The organism is Nonomuraea sp. N2-4H (assembly GCF_045291505.1).
Taxonomy (GTDB): domain Bacteria; phylum Actinomycetota; class Actinomycetes; order Streptosporangiales; family Streptosporangiaceae; genus Nonomuraea; species Nonomuraea fastidiosa.
Genome location: NZ_CP147987.1, coordinates 2,623,074 through 2,644,175, shown reverse-complemented (window position 1 = coordinate 2,644,175; position 21,102 = coordinate 2,623,074). Strand labels below are relative to the sequence as shown.

The following is a 21,102-nucleotide window of genomic DNA, read 5'->3' as shown; positions in this document are numbered from 1 at the left end:
TGCCCCGCACCGCCGATTCCGGCGAATTCCCTGCGTAAACCCGCGAAAAATGGCGGACTTATCGCGGGACAGCCGGTTCCCACGTTAGGGGCGGCTAGGGGTACTTCTGGGGCGGAACCCCGCCTTAGCCTGAACTCTGCTGCCTGAGGGAGATCGTCAACTATGCGCAATATCCGGCCGAGATACACCGGGAAATTCATCCACGACTTTCTCGACCAAAGCGCCGCGGGTTATCCCGAGTCGCCGGCGGTGAGGGACTCGAGCGGGACGTTGACCTATCACGAGCTGGACACGATCAGCCACGCGGTGGACCACTGGCTGGAGCAGCAGGGCGTCGGCCCGGGCGCGCGCGTGGTGGTGCAGGCCCCCACCGACCGCCGGCTGGCCGCGCTGTTCTTCGGCGTCTCCCGCCGTGGCGCCATCTTCGTGCCGCTCAATCCGGCGATGAAGGATTTCCACCTGCGTTCGGTGCTGGAGAACGCCGACCCCGCGCTGGTGCTCGCGGAATCGGCCGGCGGACGGCCCGACGCCGTACGCGCGCTCACCGAGGCGCCGGTCCACGGCTTCGACGCGGTCTGGGCGGAGATCACCGGCCTGGCGAGCCAGGGCGCCCGCGCCGCCGTGACCAAGGAGATCGACCCCGCCGACCCGGCCGCGCTGGTGTACACCTCGGGCAGCACGGCGGCGCCGAAGGCGGTGATCTGCCCCCACGCCCAGGTCTGCTTCGCCACCGTCGCGCTCGTCGAGGCGCTCGGCTACCGGCAGGACGACGTGGTCTTCTGCCGCTTCCCCATGTCGTGGGACTACGGGCTGTACAAGCTGCTGATGACCTGCGCCGTCGGCGCGGAGATCGTCTTCGCCGACGCGAGCGCCGACCTGCGGCTGGTGGACCACCTCCGGAGGACCGGGGCGACCGTGGTGCCGATCGTGCCCTCGCTGGCCAACATGATCATCGCTTCGGCGCAGCGGCGGGGCGAGCCCACCACCGGGGTGCGGCTGTTCACCAACACCGGTGCGGCGCTGCCCGCCGCCACCATCGAGGCGCTGCGCACGCACTTCCCCGGCGCCCGGGTGGTCCGCCAGTTCGGCCAGACCGAGTGCAAGCGCATCTCCGTCATGCCGCCGGAGGAGGATCGCGAACGCCCGGACTCCGTCGGGCTGCCGCTGGCCGGGACCAGCGTGCAGATCCTCGGCCCCGACGGCGAGCCGGTGCCCACCGGCACCACCGGGGAGATCGTGGTGACCGGCCCGCACGTGATGCCGGGGTACTGGCGCAACCCCGAGATGACCGCCAAGACGTTCCGCCGCGACCCGCGTACCGGGGAGGTGCGCCTGCACACCGGCGACTACGGCCATCTCGACGAGGACGGATACCTCTACTTCGACGGCCGCCGCGACGACATGTTCAAGCGCAAGGGCATCCGCATGAGCACGGTGGAGATCGAGGCGGCGGCCCTCGACATCCCCGGCGTCCGCGCCGCCGCCGCGCTCCCTCCTGACGGCGACCACGACCTCGCGATCTACGTCGAGCCCGCCGACGGCGCCGAGCTGGAGCCCCACACCGTGCTGCGCGAGCTGGCCGCCCGGCTGGAGCCGGCCAAGGTGCCCGCCACCTGCCAGGTGGTCGCGGAGCTCCCGCAGTCGGCGCACGGCAAGTACGCCCGCGACCAGCTCCGCCGCCTGCACGCCAAGAAGACCCCGCACGCCATGAAGACGGGGCCCGGGCGGCCGCGCCTGTCCCGCGAGGAGCTGGTGCGCAGGTTCGGCTCCCCGCTGTACGTCTACGACCTCGACAAGGTGACGGCGGCGTACCGGGACCTGGCCGACTTCATGCCGGAGGGCACCGCGATCTACTACGCGCTCAAGGCCAACCCGCATCCCGACGTGGCCCGTGCGCTGCGCGAGGCGGGCGGCGGCGGCTGCCGGGCGGAGATCAGCTCCACCGGTGAGCTGGCCGCCGCGCTGGCCGCCGGCTTCACCGGCGCCGACTGCATGTACACCGGGCCGGGCAAGACGGCCGGGGAGCTGGCCGAGGCGCTCGCCGCCGGGGTGCGGCTGTTCTCGGTGGAGTCGCTCACCGACCTTGAGCACATCGGCGCCGCGGCCACCGCGCAGGGCACCGTCGCCAGGTGCCTGCTGCGCATCAACAGCGCCACCGCGGCCGCCGCCACCAGCATCCGGATGACCGGCGCGCCCTCCCAGTTCGGCAACGACATGGAGGAGCTGCCCGCGCAGGTGGAGGCGATGCGCGCGATCCCCGGCACCCGGATCGTCGGCGCCCACTTCTTCCCGCTCAGCAACGCCGCGGACGAGGAGAGCCTGCTCGGCGAGTTCCAGCACACGGTGACGGTGGCCGCCGAGGTGCGGCGCATCCTGGGCGAACCGTTCGAGCTCGTCGATCTCGGCGGCGGGTTCTCCGCCCCGTACGGGGTGCCCGGCACCCGTCCCGCATACCCGAACCTGCGTAAGGGCCTGGAGGAGGCGCTCGACCAGCACCTGCCGCAATGGCGGGAGGGACGGCCGGGCATCGCCTGCGAGTCGGGCCGCTACCTGGTGTCCGACTGCGGCGAGCTGCACTGCACGGTCGTCAACGTCAAGCAGAGCAGGGGCCGCACGTTCGCCATCCTGGACGCCGGGATCAACGCGTTCGGCGGCATGTCCGGCCTCGGCCGGCTGCTTCCCGCCCAGGTCAGACCCCGGCAACCCGACGGCGACGCCCGGCCGGGCCGCAAGGCCGCGCTCGCCGGTCCCCTGTGCACGCCTGGCGACCTGCTCGCCCGCGAGGTCGAGTTGCCCGACCCGGCGCCCGGCGACCTGGTGACGATCCCGCACGCCGGCGCGTACGGGCTCACCGCCAGCCTCTCGCTCTTCCTCGGCCGCCCCGCACCCACCGAAGTGGTGATCCGCGGAGGCGAGGTCGTCTCCGTCTCCCAGTTGCGCCGCGAGCGCGTCTACGAACCGTCGCCGACCCCTGACCCCCGGAGCGCATGATGGCATTTCCTGGTGACCACGGCGGCCCTTCCGAGGCCGGGCTCGACGGCCTCGCCGCGTTGCCCGTCGCCGAGCAGCGCAGGGCGCTGCTGGAACTGGTGCTCAGGGAGACCGGCGAGGCGCTGCTCGGCGTGGAGGGCGGCGACCCCGCCGCGGTGACGTCCAGCCGGCCGTTCCGCGAGCTGGGCCTCGACTCGCTGGCCGCCGTTGACCTGCACGACCGGCTGGTCGCCGCCACCGGCGTCGACCTGCCGATGACGCTGGCCTTCGACTACCCCACGCCCGAGCTGGTCGCCGAGTACGTGCGCGCCGCCGTACTCGGTCTGCCCGTGCCGCAGCCGGCCTCGGGCCGCGGGCACGACCTCGACACGGGCGCGGGCGACGACCCGATCGTCATCGTCGGCATCGGCTGCCGCTTCCCCGGCGGCGCCGACTCCGCCGAGACGCTGTGGCGGATCTTCGCCGAGGAGCGCGAGGTGCTCGGCGGCTTCCCCACCGACCGCGGCTGGGACCTGGACAACCTCTTCGACCCCGACCCGGACGCCCCCGGCAAGAGCTACGTCGACCGCGGCGGCTTCCTGCCCGACGCGACCGGCTTCGACGCCGACTTCTTCGGCATCAACCCGCGCGAGGCCCTGGCCATGGACCCGCAGCAGCGCGTGGTGCTGGAGACCTGCTGGGCCGCGCTGGAGCATGCGGGCATCGACCCGACGTCGCTGCGCGACCGGGCCGTCGGCTCGTTCTTCGGGGCCGAGGTGCACGAGTACGGCGTGCGCGTGCACGACGCGCCCGAGGGTCTCGACGGCTACCTGATGACCGGCAACGCGCCGAGCGTGGTCTCCGGCCGGCTCGCCTACCTGCTCGGCCTGTCCGGCCCCGCGATCACCGTGGACACGGCCTGCTCGGGCGCCATCGTCTCGCTGCACCTGGCCTGCAACTCGCTGCGCTCCGGCGAGTCCGACCTGGCCCTGGTCGGCGGCGTCGCGGTGATGGGCAGCCCCGGGATGTTCACCGCGTTCAGCCGGCAGCGCGGTCTCGCGCCCGACGGGCGGGTGAAGGCGTTCGCCGACGCCGCGGACGGCACCGCGTTCTCCGAAGGCGTCGGCGTGCTGGTCGTGGAGCGGCTGTCGGACGCCCGCCGCAACGGCCACCGCGTGCTCGCCGTCGTCCGCGGCACCGCGATCAACCAGGACGGCAGGTCCAACGGGCTCACCGCGCCGAGCGGTCCCGCGCAGCGGCGGCTCGTCCTGGACGCGCTGGCGGCGGCCGGGCTGCGGCCCGCGGACGTGGACGCGGTCGACGCGCACGGCACCGGCACCGCGCTGGGCGACCCGATCGAGGCGCACGCCCTGCTCGCCACCTACGGCCAGGACCGCAGCACGCCGCTGTGGCTGGGCTCGGCCAAGACCAACCTCGGGCACACGCAGGCGGCCGGCGGCATGGCCAGCGTGATCAAGATGGTCATGGCGATGCGGCACGAGCTGCTGCCGAAGACCCTGCACGTGGACGCGCCCTCCTCCAAGATCAACTGGTCGAGCGGGGCGGTGGAGCTGCTCACCGAGGCCCGGCCGTGGCCGCGCGTCGAGGGGCGGCCGCGCCGGGCGGGTGTGTCGTCGTTCGGGATCTCCGGCACCAACGCGCACGTGATCCTGGAAGAGCCGCCGCTGGAGGTGCCGTCTGCTGTTGGTGACGGTCCTGTGGTGCTGTCGCCTGTACGCGGGGTCGTGCCGGTGGTGGTGTCGGGCAAGAACGAGGCCGCGCTGCGGGCGCAGGCCGAGCGGCTGGCGGACTTCGTGGCCGCGCACTCCTCGGCCGGCGTGGCTGAGGTGGCGGCCGGGCTGGCCCGGCGGGCCGCTTTGGAGCATCGGGCCGTACTCCCGGTGTCGGATCGGGATGGGCTGCTGGCCGGGCTGCGTTCGCTGGCGGCCGGTGAGCCTTCGGGCGTCGTGGGCCGGGTGCGGCCTGGTCGTCTCGCCGTGGTGTTCTCCGGCCAGGGTGCGCAGCGCTTGGGGATGGGGCGGGAGCTTTATGCGACATTTCCCGTCTTCGCGCGGGCCTTCGATGAGGCTCTGGAGCTGCTCGAAGCCGAGTTCCGCGCTTCGGACTTCGTGAGCGATCTGGCGCATGGGCTGAGCTTGCGGGAGATCATCCAGGGCTCCGAGTTGCTGGATCAGACGGTGTTCGCGCAGGCCGGGCTGTTCGCTTTCGAGACGGCGCTGTTCCGGCTGCTGGAGTCGTTCGGTGTGCGGCCGGACTTCGTGGCCGGGCACTCGCTGGGTGAGATCACCGCCGCACACGTCGCCGGGGTGCTCGACCTGGCGGATGCGTGCCGGTTGGTGGCCGCTCGCGGGCGGCTCATGCAGGCGCTGCCGGCCGGTGGTGCGATGGCCGCGATCGGCTGCGGCGAGGACGAGATCGCCTCCGTGCTGGCTGCACACGATCAGGTGGCCATCGCCGCGGTGAACGCGCCGGGCGCGGTCGTGGTCTCCGGTGCCGCCGCTCAGGTCGATGAGGTGGTCGCGTGGGCGCGCGAGCAGGGGCATCGGACCCGCCCGCTGCGGGTGTCGCATGCGTTCCACTCGCCGTTGATGGAGCCCATGCTGGCCGAGTTCGAGCAGGTCGTCGCCGGGCTGACGTTGCGTCGCCCGGAGCTCGCCGTGGTCTCGAACGTCTCCGGCGAGCTGGCGGGTGAAGAGGTCACCGAGCCTTCTTACTGGGTGGAGCATGTGCGCCGTCCGGTGCGGTTCGCCGACGGCGTCGAGGTCATGCGGCGGCGCAGCGTCACCCACTTCCTGGAGGCGGGTCCCGACGCCCAGCTCGCCCCCATGATCGAACAGACCCTGACTCAGGCCGAGGGCGAGCCCGCCTCGGTGGTGGCGCTGCTGCGCCGCGACAAGGACGAGACCGACCACGTCGCCACCGCGCTCGGCCGGGCCTGGGTCTCCGGCGTCGACCTCGACTGGACCGCCTGGCCGACCGGTGCCCGCGCGGGCGACCTCGACCTGCCCACGTACCCGTTCCAGCACCGCCGCTACTGGCTGGAGCCGGCCCCGTCGGGTGACCCGGCCGCGCTGGGCCTGCGCGCCGCCGGCCACCCGATCCTGAGCGCGGTGGTGGAACAGCCGGGCGGCGGCGCCATCCTGACCGGACGCCTGTCGGCCGCCGCCCAGCCCTGGCTGACCGACCATGCCATCAACGGCACCCCGATCCTGCCCGGCACCGCGTTCGTCGAGCTGGCGCTGCGCGCGGGCGACCAGGTCGGGTGCCCCACGCTCGACGAGCTCACCCTGCACGCCCCGCTGGACCTTTCAAGCCGGAGCCAGATCGCGATCCAGGTGACCGCCGGTCCCTCCACGGCGGACGGGCGACGTCCCGTGGAGATCCACTCCATCGCCGAGGACGGGATCTGGCTCCAGCACGCCACCGGCTTCCTCTCCCCCGCCCCCGCTACCGCCACGGCGGACGACTTCGCCGCGTGGCCGCCGCCCGGCGCGGAACCGCTCGACATCACCGGCCTCTACCCGGCGATGGCCGAGCGCGGCTACGGCTACGGTCCCGCCTTCCGCGGCCTCACCCGGGCCTGGCGGCGCGGCGATGAGGTGTTCGTCGAGGTGGCACTGGCCGAGGGCGTGGACGCCTCGGGCTTCGGCGTGCACCCGGCGCTGCTCGACGCGGCCCTGCACGCCACCGACCTGCTGCCCGGCCACGACGAGGACACGTCGTTGCCGTTCGCCTGGCGCGGGGTGTCCCTGCACGCCGGCGGGGCGCGTGCGGCGCGGGTCAAGGTGCGCCTCGACGGTTCGGATGGGGTACGGCTCGACATCGCCGATCCCGCCGGTCGCCCGCTGGCCACCGTGTCGTCCCTGGCTTACCGCCCGGTGCCCGCCCAGTGGTCCGGTGCGCGTACCGCGACTCATCGGTGGCTGCACGAGCTCGTGTGGCGGCCGGTGGACGTGACGGCCTCCCCGGCCGGCGCCGACACGATGATCGACGCCACCGAGTGGACCGTCTCGGCCGGCGGCGAGCTGCTGGACCGCCTGCGCGATGGCGTGGGCTCGGTGCTGGCTCGCGTACAGGAGTGGCTGGCCCGCGAGCCGGAGGGCGACGGGCGGCTGGTGGTGGTGACCCGGGGCGCGGTGTCCGTGGCCGATGACGGCCCAGCGGATCCGGTCCAGGCGGCAATCCTCGGGCTCGTACGGGCCGCGCAGGCGGAGAATCCCGGACGTATCACGCTCGTCGATGTCGAGAGCGCCGGCGATGGTGTGGCCGCGGCGCTCGCCTCCGGCGAGCCCGAGGTCGCGCTGCGCGGCGGCCGGGTGTGGGTGCCGCGTCTGAAGCGCGTGGAGCCGTCCTCCCCGTCGGTGCTCGATGGTGCGGTGTGGCCGGTCGATGGAACGACTTTGATCACCGGTGGCACGGGTGGTCTGGGTGCCGTGGTGGCGCGGCATCTGGTGTCCGAGCACGGCGTACGGCATCTGCTGCTGGTTTCCCGTCGGGGTCCGGACGCGTCCGGCGCTGTCGAGCTGCGTGAGGAGCTGGCCGGGCTCGGCGCCGAGGTGACGATCGCGGCCTGTGACGTGGGCGATCGTGAGGCGCTCGCCGCTTTGCTGGCGGGGGTCCCTGAGGATCGGCCGTTGTGTGCGGTGGTGCATGCGGCGGGTGTGGTCGATGACGGAGTGATCTCCTCGTTGTCGCCGGAGCGTGTGGATGCGGTGCTGCGGCCCAAGGCGGATGCACTGTGGCATTTGCACGAGCTGACGCAGGACCGTGCTCTGGAACGGTTCGTGGTGTTCTCCTCGGTGGCCGGGGTGGTGGACGGCGCCGGTCAGGGCAACTACGCCGCCGCTAACGCGTTCGCAGACGCCGTGGCCGTGACGCGGGCCGCTCGCGGGCTGCCCGCCGTGTCGCTGGCCTGGGGGCCGTGGGCCGAAGAGCGAGGCATGGTCGGCCGGATCAGCACGCGCGATGAAGCTCGCATGCGTGCCACCGGTTCGATCTCCCTGACCACCGAGGAAGGGCTCGCGCTGCTGGACGCCGCCGTGCAGTCCGGGCAGCCGTTCCTCGTTCCTGCCCGCTTCGACGCGGTGGCGCTGGGACGGCGCGGGGCCGAGCTGCCGCCCGTCCTGCGCGAGCTGGCCGCCGGTACCGGACGCCGTGCCGCAGCCGCCGCACCCTCCGCGACCCCCGAGCCCGGCTCGGACACGCCGCCTGTGGTGGCGGAGCTGGCGGGACTGCCGGAGGCGCAGCGGCAGCGGCGGTTGCTGGAGGTGGTGTCCGCTCAGGCGGCGGCCACCCTGGGGCACGACAGTGCGCAGGCCATCGATGCGGATCGGCCGTTCCAGGACCTGGGCTTCGACTCGCTGACCGCCGTGGAGCTGCGTAACCGGCTGCATCAGGTGACCGGGCTGCGGCTGACGCCCACGCTGGTCTTCGACCACCCCACGCCTCGCGCCCTGGCGGCGCACCTGGACAGGACCTTGTCCGGTACGCGCCGCACGACCCCCACCGTCACCGTGAAGACGAGCGGGGATCGCGAGGATGATCTGATCGCGGTGGTCGGCATGGCCTGCCGCTTCCCCGGCCAGGTCACCAACCCCGAAGAGCTGTGGCGGCTCCTGATCGAGGACCGCGACGGCATCACCGGCTTCCCCACCGACCGGGGCTGGGACATCTCCAGCCTGTACGATCCGGAGCCCGGCAAACTGGGGCGCACCTACACCAAGCAGGGCGGTTTCCTGCACGACGCGGCGTACTTCGACCCTGCTCCGTTCGATATCGGCCCGCGCGAGGCCGCCGCCATGGACCCGCAGCAGCGGCTCCTTCTGGAGACCACCTGGGAGGCCCTGGAGCGCGCCGGCATCGACCCGTCGGGGCTGCGCGGCAGCCAGACCGGGGTGTTCGCCGGGGTGATGTACCACGACTGGGGCACGCGGCCCGGCCGGGTTCCGGAGGAGTACGCCGGTTACCTGGGCAACGGCAGCCTGGCCAGCGTGGTCTCCGGGCGGGTGGCGTACGCGTTCGGCCTGGAGGGACCTGCGGTGTCGGTGGACACCGCGTGCTCCTCGTCGCTGGTGGCTCTGCACCTGGCCGCGCAGGCGCTCCGCAACGGCGAGTGCGACCTGGCGCTGGCGGGTGGCGTGACCGTGATGTCCACGCCCGATACGTTCACCGACTTCGGCCTCCAGCGGGGTCTTGCCGCCGATGGGCGATGCAAGTCCTTCGCCGATGCCGCTGATGGTGTCGGCTGGGGTGAAGGCGTCGGCGTGCTGGTGGTCGAGCGGCTGTCCGATGCCCGCCGTCGCGGGCATCGGGTCCTGGCCGTCGTACGCGGCAGCGCCGTCAACCAGGACGGTGCCTCCAATGGTCTGACGGCCCCCAACGGGCCTTCGCAGGAGCGGGTGATCGCGCAGGCGCTCGCGTCGGCGGGGATCGGCCCTGACCAGGTGGACGTGGTCGAAGGCCACGGCACCGGCACCTCCCTGGGCGACCCGATCGAGGCCCAAGCGCTGCTGGCGACCTACGGCCAGGACCGCAAGGAGCCGTTGTGGCTGGGCTCGGTCAAGTCGAACCTGGGCCACACCCAGGCGGCCGCCGGCGTGGCCGGTGTGATCAAGATGATCCTGGCCATGCAGCACGAGCTGCTGCCCAAGACCCTGCACGTGGACGCCCCGTCGTCGAAGGTGGACTGGTCCGCCGGAGCGGTGGAGCTGCTCACCGAGCCGAAGCCCTGGCCCAAGCAGGCCGATCGGCCGCGCCGCGCGGGCGTGTCCTCCTTCGGCATCTCCGGCACGAACGCCCACGTCATCATCGAGGAACCACCCGCCGAGGAAAGCCCGAAGCCGGTTGACGCGGGCGGCACCGTGCTGCCGGTGCTGGTCTCGGCCAAGACCGAGCCCGCGCTGCGCGCCCAGGCCGACCAGCTCGCCGCCTACGTGGCCGAGCATCAGGAGGCGCAACCGCTGGAGGTGGCGGGTGGGCTGTCGCGCCGGGCTGCTTTGGAGCACCGGGCGGTGCTGCCGGTGTCGGATCGGGATGGTCTGCTGGCTGGGCTGCGCGCTTTGGCTGGCGGCGAGCTGGGGGCGTCCTCTGGAGTCCAGGGCCGAGTGCGATCCGGCCGTTTGGCCGTGGTGTTCTCCGGCCAGGGTGCTCAGCGGTCGGGGATGGGGCGGGAGCTGTATGCGGCGTTCCCGGTCTTCGCCCGAGCCTTCGACGAAGCCTGCGAGCTGCTGCAAGCAGAACTCGCCGGGACGGATGTCGCAGCCGGGCTGGCCGGTGGGCTGAGCGTGCGCGACATCATCCTCGGCGACTCGGCCCCTGACGAGGTGCTGGATCAGACGGTGTTCGCGCAGGCCGGGTTGTTCGCCTTCGAGACCGCCTTGTTCCGGCTGCTGGAGTCGTTCGGCATCCGGCCGGACTTCGTGGCCGGGCACTCGCTGGGTGAGATCACCGCCGCACACGTCGCCGGAGTACTCGACCTGGCGGATGCGTGCCGTCTGGTGGCCGCTCGCGGGCGGCTCATGCAGGCGTTGCCGGCCGGTGGTGCGATGGCCGCGATCGGCTGCGGTGAGGACGAGATCGCCTCCGTGCTGGCTCGTTACGATCAGGTGGCCATCGCCGCGGTGAACGCACCTGGCGCGGTCGTGATCTCCGGTGCCGCCGACCAGGTCACCGAGATCGTCGAGTGGGCGCGTGAGCAGGGGCATCGGACCCGCCCGCTGCGGGTGTCGCATGCGTTCCACTCGCCGTTGATGGAGCCGATGCTGGCCGAGTTCGAACAGGTCGTCGCCGGGCTGACACTGCGACGCCCGGAGCTGGCGCTCATCTCCAATGTCTCCGGCGACCTGGCAGGCGAAGAGATCACCGAGCCCGCGTACTGGGTGGAGCACGTACGCCGCCCGGTCCGCTTCGCCGACAGCGTCACCACCCTGCACGAGCAAGGCGTCACCTGCTTCATCGAAGCAGGTCCAGACGCCCAGCTCACCCCCATGGTCGAACAGACCCTCACCGACGCCGATCCCGCCGTCGTACCCCTCATCCGCCGAGACCGCGACGAGACCACTCACCTCATCACCGGCCTAGGCCAAGCCTGGGCGAGCGGCACCGACGTGAACTGGTCCGCCTGGCCGGGCTTGAGCACCGTGAAGCCTCTGGATCTGCCCACCTATGCCTTCCAGCGGCGGCACTACTGGTTCCAGCCCGCCTCGTCCGGTGACGCGGCGTCGCTCGGCCAGACCGCCATCGACCACCCGATCCTGGGCGCGGTCGTGGAGCAGCCGGACGGCGGCGCGATCCTGACCGGCCGCCTGTCGGCGATCACCGAGTCGTGGCTCGCCGACCACGTGATCAGTGGCACCACCATCCTCCCCGGTACCGGCTTCGTGGAGCTGGCCCTGCACGCCGGCGAGCAGGTGGGCTGCCCGACGATCGACGAGCTGACCCTGCACACGCCTCTGCCCGTCCCCGATGGCGGTGACGTCGTCATCCAGGTCTCCGTGACCGCCCCCGACGGCGACGGCCGACGGCAGATCACCATCCACTCCAGGAGCGACGGCGGACAGTGGACCCGGCACGCCACCGGCGCGCTCATCCCGGCCCCGGGCAACGTACCGGCGGATATGCAGGCATGGCCACCGTCCGATGCCCAGCCCCTGGACACCACCGGCCTGTACGAGCGCCTCGTCGACCACGGTTACGGCTACGGCCCGTCCTTCCACGGCCTCACCCGGGCCTGGAGAGACGGCGACGACCTGTACGCCGAAGTGACGCTCCCCCAGGAGGCCGGGTCCTCGTCCCGGTACGGCCTGCACCCCGCGCTGCTCGACGCCGCGATGCACGTGGATCTGGTGGCCGGGCCGAAGGCCACGCTGATCCCGTTCAACTGGAACGGCGTCACCCTGCACGCCGCCGGCGCCGACGCGGTGCGCGTACGGCTGCGCAGGCTGGACGGCGACGAGGTCACCCGGCTGGACCTGGCCGACTCTTCGGGACGGCCGGTGGCCACGGTGGAGACGGTGGTGTCCCGGCCGGTCCAGGCCGAGCAGCTGGCGCAGGCCGGCCGGCGGCGGGGTCGCTGCTCACGGTGGCATGGCGGCCGGTAACGCCGCCAGGACATCCCGGCGCGGTGGACGTCTCCGGCGCGCTCGTCATCGACGTCACCGCTGAGACCTCCGGCGGCAGCGCGCCCGATCGCGTACGGCGGGCCCTCCGCCCGGTCCTCACCGGCCTGAAGGAGTGGTCTGCGGAGCAGGGCGGCCGGCAGGCCGTGGTGGTCACGCGGGGTGCGGTGGCGGTGCGCGACGGCGAGGCACCGGACCCGGCGCGGGCCGCGGTCTGGGGCCTGGTACGTGCCGCCCAGGAGGAGAACCCGGGCCGGATCGTTATCGTCGATCTCGAGCCGGCCGGTGACGTGGCGGAGGGTGTGCGCGTCGCGCTGGCCGCCGGGGAGCCTGAGCTGGCGATCCGCGACGGCCGCCCGTGGGTCCCCCGGCTGACCCGCGCCACGCGACCGGGCAACGGCCGCGCAGCCGACGACCGGTTCTCCGGCCCCTGGCCGGTCGACGGGACGACGCTGATCACCGGCGGCACCGGCGGCCTGGGCGCCCTCATGGCCAGGCACCTGGTCACCCAGCACGGCGTACGCCATCTGCTCCTGGTCTCCCGCCGCGGCCAGGACGCCCCAGGAGCCACCGACCTCCGTGACGAGCTGGCCGGGCTGGGCGCCGAGGTGACGATCGCCGCCTGCGACGTCGCCGACCGCGACGCCCTCGCCGCCCTGCTGGAGCAGATCCCCGACGCCCACCCCTTGCGCGCGGTGGTGCACGCGGCGGGTGCGGTCGCGGGCGGGCTGCTCGGCAACCTGACGGAGGACGGGCTTGACCGGGTGCTGCGGCCCAAGGCGGATGCCGCCTGGCACCTGCACGAGCTCACGCAGAAGCACGACATCGCCCGCTTCGTCCTGTTCTCGTCGGCCGGCGGGATGGTGCTCGCCGCCGGGCAGGGCGACTACGCGGCGGCCAACGCCTTCCTCGACGCCCTCGCCGTCGAACGCGCCGCCGCCGGACTGCCCGCCACATCCCTCACCTGGGGCATGTGGGCGGTGGACACCGGGCTCGGCGGTCCGCTGCAGGAGGCCGACCTGGCCCGGGTGCGCAACCTCGGAATACCGGCGATCTCCGCGGAGACGGGGCTGGCGCTGTTGGACGCGGCGCTGCGGGTGCCCGCGCCGGTGCTCGCGCCGATCCAGCCGGACGTGCGTACGCTGCGCACGCGCGGCGACGACCTGCCCGCGCTGCTACGCGACCTGGTGGGCCCGCGCCGTACGGCCGCCGTGGCCGAGCGGGCCAACGGGTCGGGTGACGCGGCCGGGCTGCGCGAGCGGCTGGCCGGGCTGCCCGCGCGGGAACGGGACCGGGTGCTGCTCGAGCTGGTCCAGGCCGAGGCGGCGATGGCGCTCGGACACGACTCGGCGGACATGATCGACGCCGATCGCGGCTTCGTCCAGCTCGGCTTCAGCTCCCTGGCCGCCGTCGAGCTGCGCAACCGCCTGCGCCAGAAGACCGGCCTCCCGCTGCCCGCCACGCTCGCCTTCGACCAGCCGAACGCCACCGCGGTGGCCCGCTACCTGGCCGAACGCCTGGCCCCCGCCGAACCCGAACCCTCCCAGCCCGCTCCCCCGGCCGCCGACGAGGCTTCCTCGGCTGCGGAGGACGAGGACTTGACCGCCGCCTCTGCCGAGGAGCTCTTCGAGATCCTCGACCGGGAACTCGGCGACGTGTAGCAAGGCTCCCGCGAACAGCGTCGCCTGCACGGCCGCACTCCTCACCTGCCCCAGGCCCGCCTGCCCCGCCGGTGCCCGGCAGCTCGACCGGCCCGCCCGGCTGGACGAGGAGGAGTGCGGCCGTGCTGTGTGCTGGGACCATGCGCAGAGGCGAAAGGCCGGCAGCCCGCAAGCCCCTGGGAGCTTCCGGGCGAGTCGGGTGCGACCAGGGGCTCCACATACGGGACAGGCCCGGCCGCCGGGATCGGCTGCCGGGCCTGTCCAGGGATTCTCCGCGGGCCTACCAGCCCCGTCGTACGGTCTCGACGATGTGGGCCTGCTGCTCCTCGGTCAGCCACCACCCCACGGGCAGGCAGACGACGCGCTCGGCCACGCTGTCCAGCCCGGGCAGCAGAGTGGCGAAGCGGCGGACGCAGGTGTGGGTGTCGTTGCGTTCGTGGACGTTGCTGACCATGATCTCGGCTTCGTCCATGCGCTTGATGAAGCCGGCCCGGTCCTCGACCTTCACCGGGTAGATCCAGAAGGACGACTCGCGGTCGGGCGCGCGTTCGGTCAGTTCGAGGCCGGGGACGCCGGCGAGCTCACGGTCGTAGTAGGCGGCGTGGGCGCGGTGGCGGGCCACGACCTCCTCCGCCCAGTCGAGGTTCGCGAGCCCGATGGCGGCGTTGATGTCGGTCATGTGGAACTTGTAGCCCCACTCGGCGACGTCGGGCGGGTTGCGCAGCCGGTCGGCGCGGCGGTTGATGCCGAACCAGCGCAGCAGCGTGGCGCGTTCGTGCAGCTCGTCGTCCGGCAGCACCAGGGCGCCGCCGTCACCGCAGGTCAGGTGCTTGATGGCCTGGAAGCTGTAGACGGCGATGTTGCCGTGGGTGCCCATGCGGGCGCCCTGGAAGGTGGCGCCCCAGGCGTGGGCGCAGTCCTCGATGACGACGGGGCGGAAGCCGAAGGTGGCCTCGGCGTCGTCGAGGATCTTCGCCAGCCGGGCGAGGTCCACGGGGTAGCCGGCGAAGTGCACGACGACGATCGCGCGGGTGCGGGGTGAGATCTTGCGTGCCAGGTCGTCGAGATCGACGTTGAGCGAGGCGGGGTCGACGTCCACCCATTTGATGCGCAGCCGGTTGGCCAGGATGGTCCAGTTGGTCGCCTCCATGGTGAGCGGCGTGGAGAGCACCTCGCCTTCCTCGTCGCCGGACGCGGCGACCATGTGCAGCGCGAGGTGCAGCCCCGAGGTGCCGCTGTTGACGGTGGCGACGCGCGGGTTGCCGATGCGCTCACCCAGCGCCCGTTCGAACTCGGCGACCTTGGCGCCCTGGCCGATCTGGCCGCTGCCGACGACCTCGGCGACCGCGGCCGGGGCCGACTCCGACATGGGGACCTTGAACAGCGGGATCAACGCGTGGCTCCGTTCGCTGCGGCGGCGAGTTCGGCGTAGCGGGCCTGGCAGTCGGCGTAGGAGGGCAGGATGCCGAGCCGCTCGGCCTCCTTGAACGAGGGCGCGGCGCGGTCCTTGTCCGACAGGACGGGTTCGCGGTCGCGCGGCCAGGGCAGGTCGAGGTCGGGGTCGAGCGGGTTGATCTCGTAGGAGTTCTCCGGCGACCAGGTGGCGGAGCACAGGTAGAAGACCGTGGCCTGGTCGCTGAGCGGGGCGAACCCGTGGGCGAGCCCTTCTGCGAGGTAGAGGGCGTGCCGGTTGTCCTCGCTCAGCTCGACCGCGACGTGCTGTCCGTACGTGGGCGAGCCCTGCCTGATGTCGACGACGATGTCGCGGATGGCGCCGGCCGGGCAGCTGACGTAGCGGGCCTGGCCCGGCAGGTGGATCGCGTGGAGTCCGCGAATGGTGCCGCGCACGGACACCGAACAGTTGACCTGGGCGACGTTCAGCGGGTGGCCGACGGCTTCGGCGAACGCGGGCTGTTTGAAGACCTCGAGGAACATTCCTCGGGAATCGGGGAAGATCTTGGGCTCGACGAGGAACGCCCCGCCGATGCCGAGTTCGCGGATTCGCATCGGATCCCTCCTTCGACGTTATGGTCAGGGCCCTGAACTGGGGCGACAACCCCTAGGGCACCCTTATGAGCCGCGCACCCAGCGGCGGTTGTCCCGGTACCACGCGACGGTCTCGGCGAGGCCCTTTTCGAAGTCGACGGCCGGACGGTAGCCCAGCTCCCGGCGGATCTTGCGGTCGTCGACGGAGTAGCGGCGGTCGTGGCCCTTGCGGTCCTCGACGAACTCGACGCGGTCCCATCCGGCGCCGCAGGCGGCGAGGAGCCGTCCGGTCAGCTCGCGGTTGGTCAGCTCGGTGCCGCCGCCGATGTTGTAGACCTCTCCGGGGCGGCCGCCCTGGCGTACGAGCTCGATGCCGGCGACGTGGTCGGAGACGTGCAGCCAGTCGCGGGCGTTCATGCCGTCGCCGTACAGCGGGACCGTGCCGCCGTCGAGGAGCCGGGTGACGAACAGCGGGATGATCTTCTCGGGGTACTGGTACGGCCCGTAGTTATTGGAGCAGCGGGTGACGCGCACGTCGAGCCCGTGCGTGCGGTGGTAGGCGAGGGCGAGCAGGTCGGCCGACGCCTTCGACGCCGAGTACGGCGAGCTGGGCGCGAGCGGCTCCTCCTCGGTCCACGAGCCTTCGGCGATGGAGCCGTACACCTCGTCGGTGGAGACGTGCACGAACGTCTGGAGCCCGTGCTCGACAGCCGCGGCGAGCAGCGTGTACGTGCCGGTCACGTTCGTGCGGACGAAGTCGCCCGCGTCGCTGATGGAGCGGTCGACGTGGGACTCGGCGGCGAAGTGCACCACCTGGTCGTGCTCGGCCATCAGCTTGCCGACGAGGCGGGCGTCGCAGATGTCGCCGTGCACGAACGTGTAGCGGCCTTCGGCGGGGGCGAGGTTGGCCAGGTTGCCGGCGTAGGTGAGCTTGTCGAGGACGGTCAGCTGGTGTTCGCCGCGCTCGGCGAGGGTGCGGACGTAGCAGGAGCCGATGAATCCGGCGCCGCCGGTGACGAGGATCCTCATCGCTGGTAGCTGCTCGCGATGCTCATGACGTACTGGCCGTAGCCGGACTGGGCCTGCTCGGCTCCGAGCCGGTAGCACTGCTCGGCGTCGATGAAGTCCATGCGGAGCGCGACCTCCTCCAGGCAGGCGATGCGCACGCCCTGGCGTTGTTCGAGTGTCTGCACGTACTGGCCCGCCTGGAGCAGCGTCTCCGGCGTGCCGGTGTCGAGCCAGGCGAAACCGCGGCCGAGGTCCACCAGCTTGGCGCGGCCCTCACGCACGTAGGCGAGGTTCACGTCGGTGATCTCCAGCTCGCCGCGCTCGGAGGGTTTGAGGTTCTCGGCGATGTCGACGACGTCGCTGTCGTAGAAGTACAGGCCGGTGATGGCCCTGTTGGAGCGGGGTTTCTCGGGTTTCTCCTCGATGGAGATGAGCCTGCCGTTCTCGTCGGTGAGGCCGACGCCGTACCGGCCTGGGTCGCTCACCGGGTATCCGAACAGCACGCATCCCTTGACGTCGCGGGCGTTCTCCTCCAGCACCTCCGAGAACGACGGCCCGTGGAAGATGTTGTCGCCGAGGATGAGCGCGGAAGGCCCGCCGCCGATATGGGAGGCGCCGATGAGAAACGCCTGTGCGATGCCGTCCGGCGATTCCTGGGCGGCGTAGGAGATGTTCAGCCCGAAGCGTGAGCCGTCGCCGAGCAGGCGCACGTAGTTCGGCAGCTGGTCGGGCGAGGAAATGAGGAGGATATCCCGGATACCGGCCAGCATGAGCACCGATATCGGGTAGTAGATCATCGGTTTGTCGCTCACCGGGAGCAGTTGTTTGGAGACCGCGGCGGTGATCGGATGCAGCCGCGTCCCCCGGCCTCCCGCGAGCACGATTCCCTTCACGGCCTGTACCTCTCTGCTGCGTGGAAGTGGTCCCGAGGCTAAGCAGCGGCGAAGGCGGGCGGCAAGGTCGCGGGCCGGAGAAGGGGGGTCCATTAGGGGTTTCGGTAACGAACCTCCTGGCCCGGGAAATCGCTGAATAGGGGACCGTGCACGGGCCGTCGCGAATGGGTGCGGCAAGGGGCCGGATTTAGGGGAGGGTAGGGGCTGACCGGCATCGCCCGGCCCACAAGAATTTCGTGATGAGCACATGGGAAAGGAGCCCGGCGGTGCGGAATAACGCTTTACGCCGTGCCGTCGCCGTGTTAGCGGCAGCGGTGCTGGCACTCACACCGGCCGTTCCGGTCCGGGCGGAGCAGGGGGCGGGCGACGCGCGCACGCTGCAGGTGCCGGGGCTGCGCGAGCCGGTGCGGCTGGTGACCGATCGCTGGGGCGTGCCGCACCTGTACGCGCGCAACACCGACGACGTGTTCCTGGCGCAGGGCTTCAACGCCGCGCGGGACCGGCTGTTCCAGCTCGACCTGTGGCGGCGGCGCGGGCTCGGCCTGCTGTCGGCCGCCTTCGGACCCGCGTACGTGGAGAAGGACCGGGCCGCGCGGCTCCTGCTGTACCGCGGTGACATGAAGAAGGAGTGGGCCGCCTACGGGGCGGGCACGCAGCGCGCGGTGACCGCGTTCGTCAACGGCATCAACGCGTACGTGGACTGGGTGAACGCGCATCCGGATGCGCTGCCGCCGGAGTTCCGCCGGCTCGGCCACCGTCCTGAGCGGTGGCGGCCCGAGGACGTGGCGCGGATCCGCAGCCACGGGCTGGCGCTCAACGCGTACCCGGAGATGCTGCGCGCGGCCGCGATGTGCAAGGGCGGGCAGAGCGCCGCGCGGGCTCTGGTGCGGCTGGAGCCGGCGCACGAGCCGCAGGTGCCGGACGGGCTCGACCCGTGCGACGTGCCGCTGGACGTGCTCGACACGTATCTGCTGGGCATCACGCCGGTCACCTTCGACGGCGTCACGTTGCGGCAGGCGCCGCTGCCTTCGACGGAGGGGTCGAACGCGTGGGCGCTCGCGCCGTCGCGCACCGCGACCGGCAGGCCGATCCTGGCCGGCGACCCGCACCGGTCCTTCACCGCCCCGGCGCTGCGCTACGTCGCCCACCTGTCCGCTCCCGGCCTGGACGTGATCGGCGCGGGCGAGCCCGCGCTGCCCGGCGTGTCGATGGGGCACAACGGCCGCGCCGCGTTCGCGCTCACCGTGTTCGCCGCCGACCAGGAGGACATCCAGGTGTACCGGCTGCACCCGGACGACCCCGGCCGCTACCGCTATAAGGGCCGGTGGGTGCGGTTCACGACGGTGCGTGAGGAGGTTCCGGTGGCCGGCTCGCAGCCGCGCCAGGTGGAGCTGACCTTCTCCCGGCACGGCCCGGTGCTCAAGGTGGACGCCGCGCGGGGCCTGGCGTTCGGCCTGCGTACGGCGTGGTCGGAGCCGGGGACGGCGCCGTATCTCGCCGGTCTGGACGCCATGACGGCGCGGAGCTGGCCGGAGTTCGCCGCCAAGGTGCGGCGCTGGGGCGCGCCGCCGGAGAACCTCATCTACGCCGACACCTCGGGCGCCATCGGCTGGGTGCCCGGCGCGCTGGTGCCCAGGCGGACGCGGCACGACGGGCTGCTGCCGGTGCCCGGCGACGGCCGCTACGAGTGGGACGGCTTCCACGACGGCTCCGAGCTGCCCAGGGTCAGCAACCCGAAGAGCGGCATCGTGGCCTCGGCGAACGAGTTCAGCATGCCGCCGGGTCATCCGCTGCGCGTCGGCTACGAGTGGGAGCCGGCGGTCCGCAAGGAACGCATCGTGGACGTGCTGTCCGGCTCGACCGAGCACACCACGTCCGCCATGGCGCGGCTCCAGCGCGACCACGCCGACGAGTACGCCAGGCGCATCGTCGCGATCCTGCGCGACATCCCCGCAGGTGACGACCCCGACACGGCGGCCGCGCTGGAGCTGCTGCGCGGCTACGACGGCACGGCGGACACCGGCTCCCCCGGCGCGGCGCTGTACGAGCCGTGGCTGTCGGGGCATCTCGGCCCGGCGTTCCTCGCCGCGTTCGTGGATCCGGCGGTGGCCGTCAGGGTGCCGCGCGCCGACGTCCGCCAGATCATCGACGCGCTGGAGCGGCCGGAGCGCTGGTTCGGCCCCGGCGGCGCCGCGGCGCGCGACCGGCTGGTGCAGCGGACGCTGAGCACCGCGTACGCCGAGGTGCGCGGCAGGCTCGGCGCGGACCCGGCCGCCTGGCGCTGGGGCGACCTGCACCATGTGCTGTTCCCCCACCCGCTGGGTGCGCACGTGGGCCCGATCTCCCGTGGCGGCTCGCCGACCACGGTGGACGCCTCGACCTACACGCCCGGGACCTACCAGTCCACGTCCGGCGCGGCGTACCGGATGGTGCTGGACGTCGGAGCCTGGGACAACTCGACGTTCGTCAGCGCGCCCGGCCAGTCCGGCGACCCGGAGAGCCCGCACTACGACGACCTCGCCGCCGCCTGGGGCTCCGGCACTCAGGTGCCGCTGCTGTACAGCCGGTCGGCGGTCGCGAAGAACACGGAAAGCGTCATCACCCTGGTGCCCGCGGCGTCCGGCCGCGGGTGATCGCCGCCCCGCACGGCAGCCCTCCGGAGACGGCTCCGGAGGGCTGCGTGCCGAGCGGTGAACGGATCACCGCGGAAGGAACGACATGGACGAGCGTTGGATCAAGCATTTCCACCCCGCGCCCGAGGCTCCGGCGCGGGTCATTGTGCTGCCGCACGCCGGAGGCGCGGCGAGCGGCTACTTCAAGCTGTCGGCCGCGCTGCACCCGGCGCTCGACGCCCTCACCGTGCAGTACCCGGGCCGTCAGGAACGCCGGCACGAGCCGCCGCTGACGGACGTGCGCCTGCTGGCCGCCGGCATCGCCGGCGCGCTGCCCCCGGATGAGCGGCCCACGCTGGTGTTCGGGCACAGCATGGGCGCGCTGGTCGCGTTCGAGCTGGCGCTGCTGCTGGAACGGCGCGGCGCGGCACCCCACGCGCTGATCGCCTCGGGCCGGCGTGCCCCGTCCACCTACCGGGACGAATGGGTGCATCGGCGGGACGCGGCCGGGGTGGCGGAGGAGCTGCGCAGGCTCAACGGCACCGACCCGGTGTTCCTGCAGGATCCCGAGCTGTTCGAGATGGTGCTGCCGGCGTTGCGGGCCGACTATCAGGCGGTGGAGACGTACGAGTGTGCGGAGGGTGCCGCCGTTTCCTGTCCGCTTGTGGTGTTCGTGGGGGACGACGATCCGAAGACCACGGTGGATGAGGCGCGGGCCTGGGAGCGGAACACGACCGGTCCGTTCGATCTGCGGGTCTTTCCCGGTGGGCACTTCTACCTGGAGGATCAGGTGAACGAGGTCTCTGACGCGCTCGTCGCGCTGGCCACGTGAGCC

The 21,102-nt window shown here is 72.4% G+C and carries 9 protein-coding genes; 5 read left to right on the top strand and 4 right to left on the bottom strand.

Annotated elements, in window-relative coordinates:
* The first annotated feature begins 162 nt into the window (after window positions 1–162).
* From WBK31_RS11870 to WBK31_RS11860, 3 genes are read left to right on the top strand one after another with little or no spacing between them, the layout of a single operon-like run.
* Window positions 163–2,991, top strand: a complete 2,829-nt coding sequence (locus tag WBK31_RS11870; RefSeq protein WP_406674804.1) for an AMP-binding protein — start codon at window positions 163–165, stop codon at window positions 2,989–2,991.
* Complete coding sequence (locus tag WBK31_RS11865) at window positions 2,988–12,089, top strand: SDR family NAD(P)-dependent oxidoreductase (protein ID WP_406674803.1); 9,102 nt, start codon at window positions 2,988–2,990, stop codon at window positions 12,087–12,089. The genes WBK31_RS11870 and WBK31_RS11865 overlap by 4 nt, the downstream gene beginning before the upstream one ends.
* 23 nt (window positions 12,090–12,112) lie before the next feature.
* A complete protein-coding gene (locus tag WBK31_RS11860) occupies window positions 12,113–13,768 on the top strand; it encodes a type I polyketide synthase (protein WP_406674802.1) in 1,656 nt (551 codons plus the stop codon).
* A gap of 280 nt (window positions 13,769–14,048) precedes the next feature.
* Here the strand turns inward: WBK31_RS11860 and WBK31_RS11855 are convergent, their stop codons facing one another.
* The 4 genes from WBK31_RS11855 to rfbA all read right to left on the bottom strand — a co-directional run bounded on the left by WBK31_RS11855 (window position 14,049) and on the right by rfbA (window position 17,655).
* The gene (locus tag WBK31_RS11855; protein ID WP_364070054.1) at window positions 14,049–15,161 is read right to left on the bottom strand and encodes a DegT/DnrJ/EryC1/StrS family aminotransferase; all 1,113 of its coding nucleotides are present in this window, start codon (window positions 15,159–15,161) and stop codon (window positions 14,049–14,051) included.
* Window positions 15,158–15,775: a dTDP-4-dehydrorhamnose 3,5-epimerase gene (gene rfbC, locus WBK31_RS11850; protein WP_364070056.1), complete on the bottom strand. Its 618-nt coding sequence runs from the start codon at window positions 15,773–15,775 to the stop codon at window positions 15,158–15,160. Before rfbC ends, WBK31_RS11855 begins: the two co-directional genes overlap by 4 nt.
* Before the next feature lie 63 nt (window positions 15,776–15,838).
* Window positions 15,839–16,783, bottom strand: a complete 945-nt coding sequence (rfbB, locus tag WBK31_RS11845; RefSeq protein ID WP_364070058.1) for a dTDP-glucose 4,6-dehydratase — start codon at window positions 16,781–16,783, stop codon at window positions 15,839–15,841.
* Window positions 16,780–17,655: a glucose-1-phosphate thymidylyltransferase RfbA gene (gene rfbA, locus WBK31_RS11840; RefSeq protein ID WP_364070060.1), complete on the bottom strand. Its 876-nt coding sequence runs from the start codon at window positions 17,653–17,655 to the stop codon at window positions 16,780–16,782. The genes rfbB and rfbA overlap by 4 nt, the downstream gene beginning before the upstream one ends.
* 314 nt (window positions 17,656–17,969) lie before the next feature.
* On the opposite strand from rfbA, the gene WBK31_RS11835 reads away from it, so the two are divergent.
* Both WBK31_RS11835 and WBK31_RS11830 read left to right on the top strand, forming a co-directional pair.
* The gene (locus tag WBK31_RS11835) at window positions 17,970–20,288 is read left to right on the top strand and encodes a penicillin acylase family protein (protein WP_406674801.1); all 2,319 of its coding nucleotides are present in this window, start codon (window positions 17,970–17,972) and stop codon (window positions 20,286–20,288) included.
* 85 nt (window positions 20,289–20,373) lie between these two features.
* On the top strand, window positions 20,374–21,099 hold the full coding sequence (locus tag WBK31_RS11830; protein ID WP_364070064.1) for an alpha/beta fold hydrolase: 726 nt from the start codon (window positions 20,374–20,376) through the stop codon (window positions 21,097–21,099).
* Window positions 21,100–21,102: the final 3 nt, after the last annotated feature.

Coding starts and splice junctions, on each gene's coding strand:
- WBK31_RS11870 (WP_406674804.1), top strand. CDS start 163: ATGCGCAATATCCGGCCGAGATACACCGGGAAATTCATCCACGACTTT.
- rfbB (WP_364070058.1), bottom strand. CDS start 16,783: ATGAGGATCCTCGTCACCGGCGGCGCCGGATTCATCGGCTCCTGCTAC.
- WBK31_RS11865 (WP_406674803.1), top strand. CDS start 2,988: ATGATGGCATTTCCTGGTGACCACGGCGGCCCTTCCGAGGCCGGGCTC.
- WBK31_RS11830 (WP_364070064.1), top strand. CDS start 20,374: ATGGACGAGCGTTGGATCAAGCATTTCCACCCCGCGCCCGAGGCTCCG.
- rfbC (WP_364070056.1), bottom strand. CDS start 15,775: ATGCGAATCCGCGAACTCGGCATCGGCGGGGCGTTCCTCGTCGAGCCC.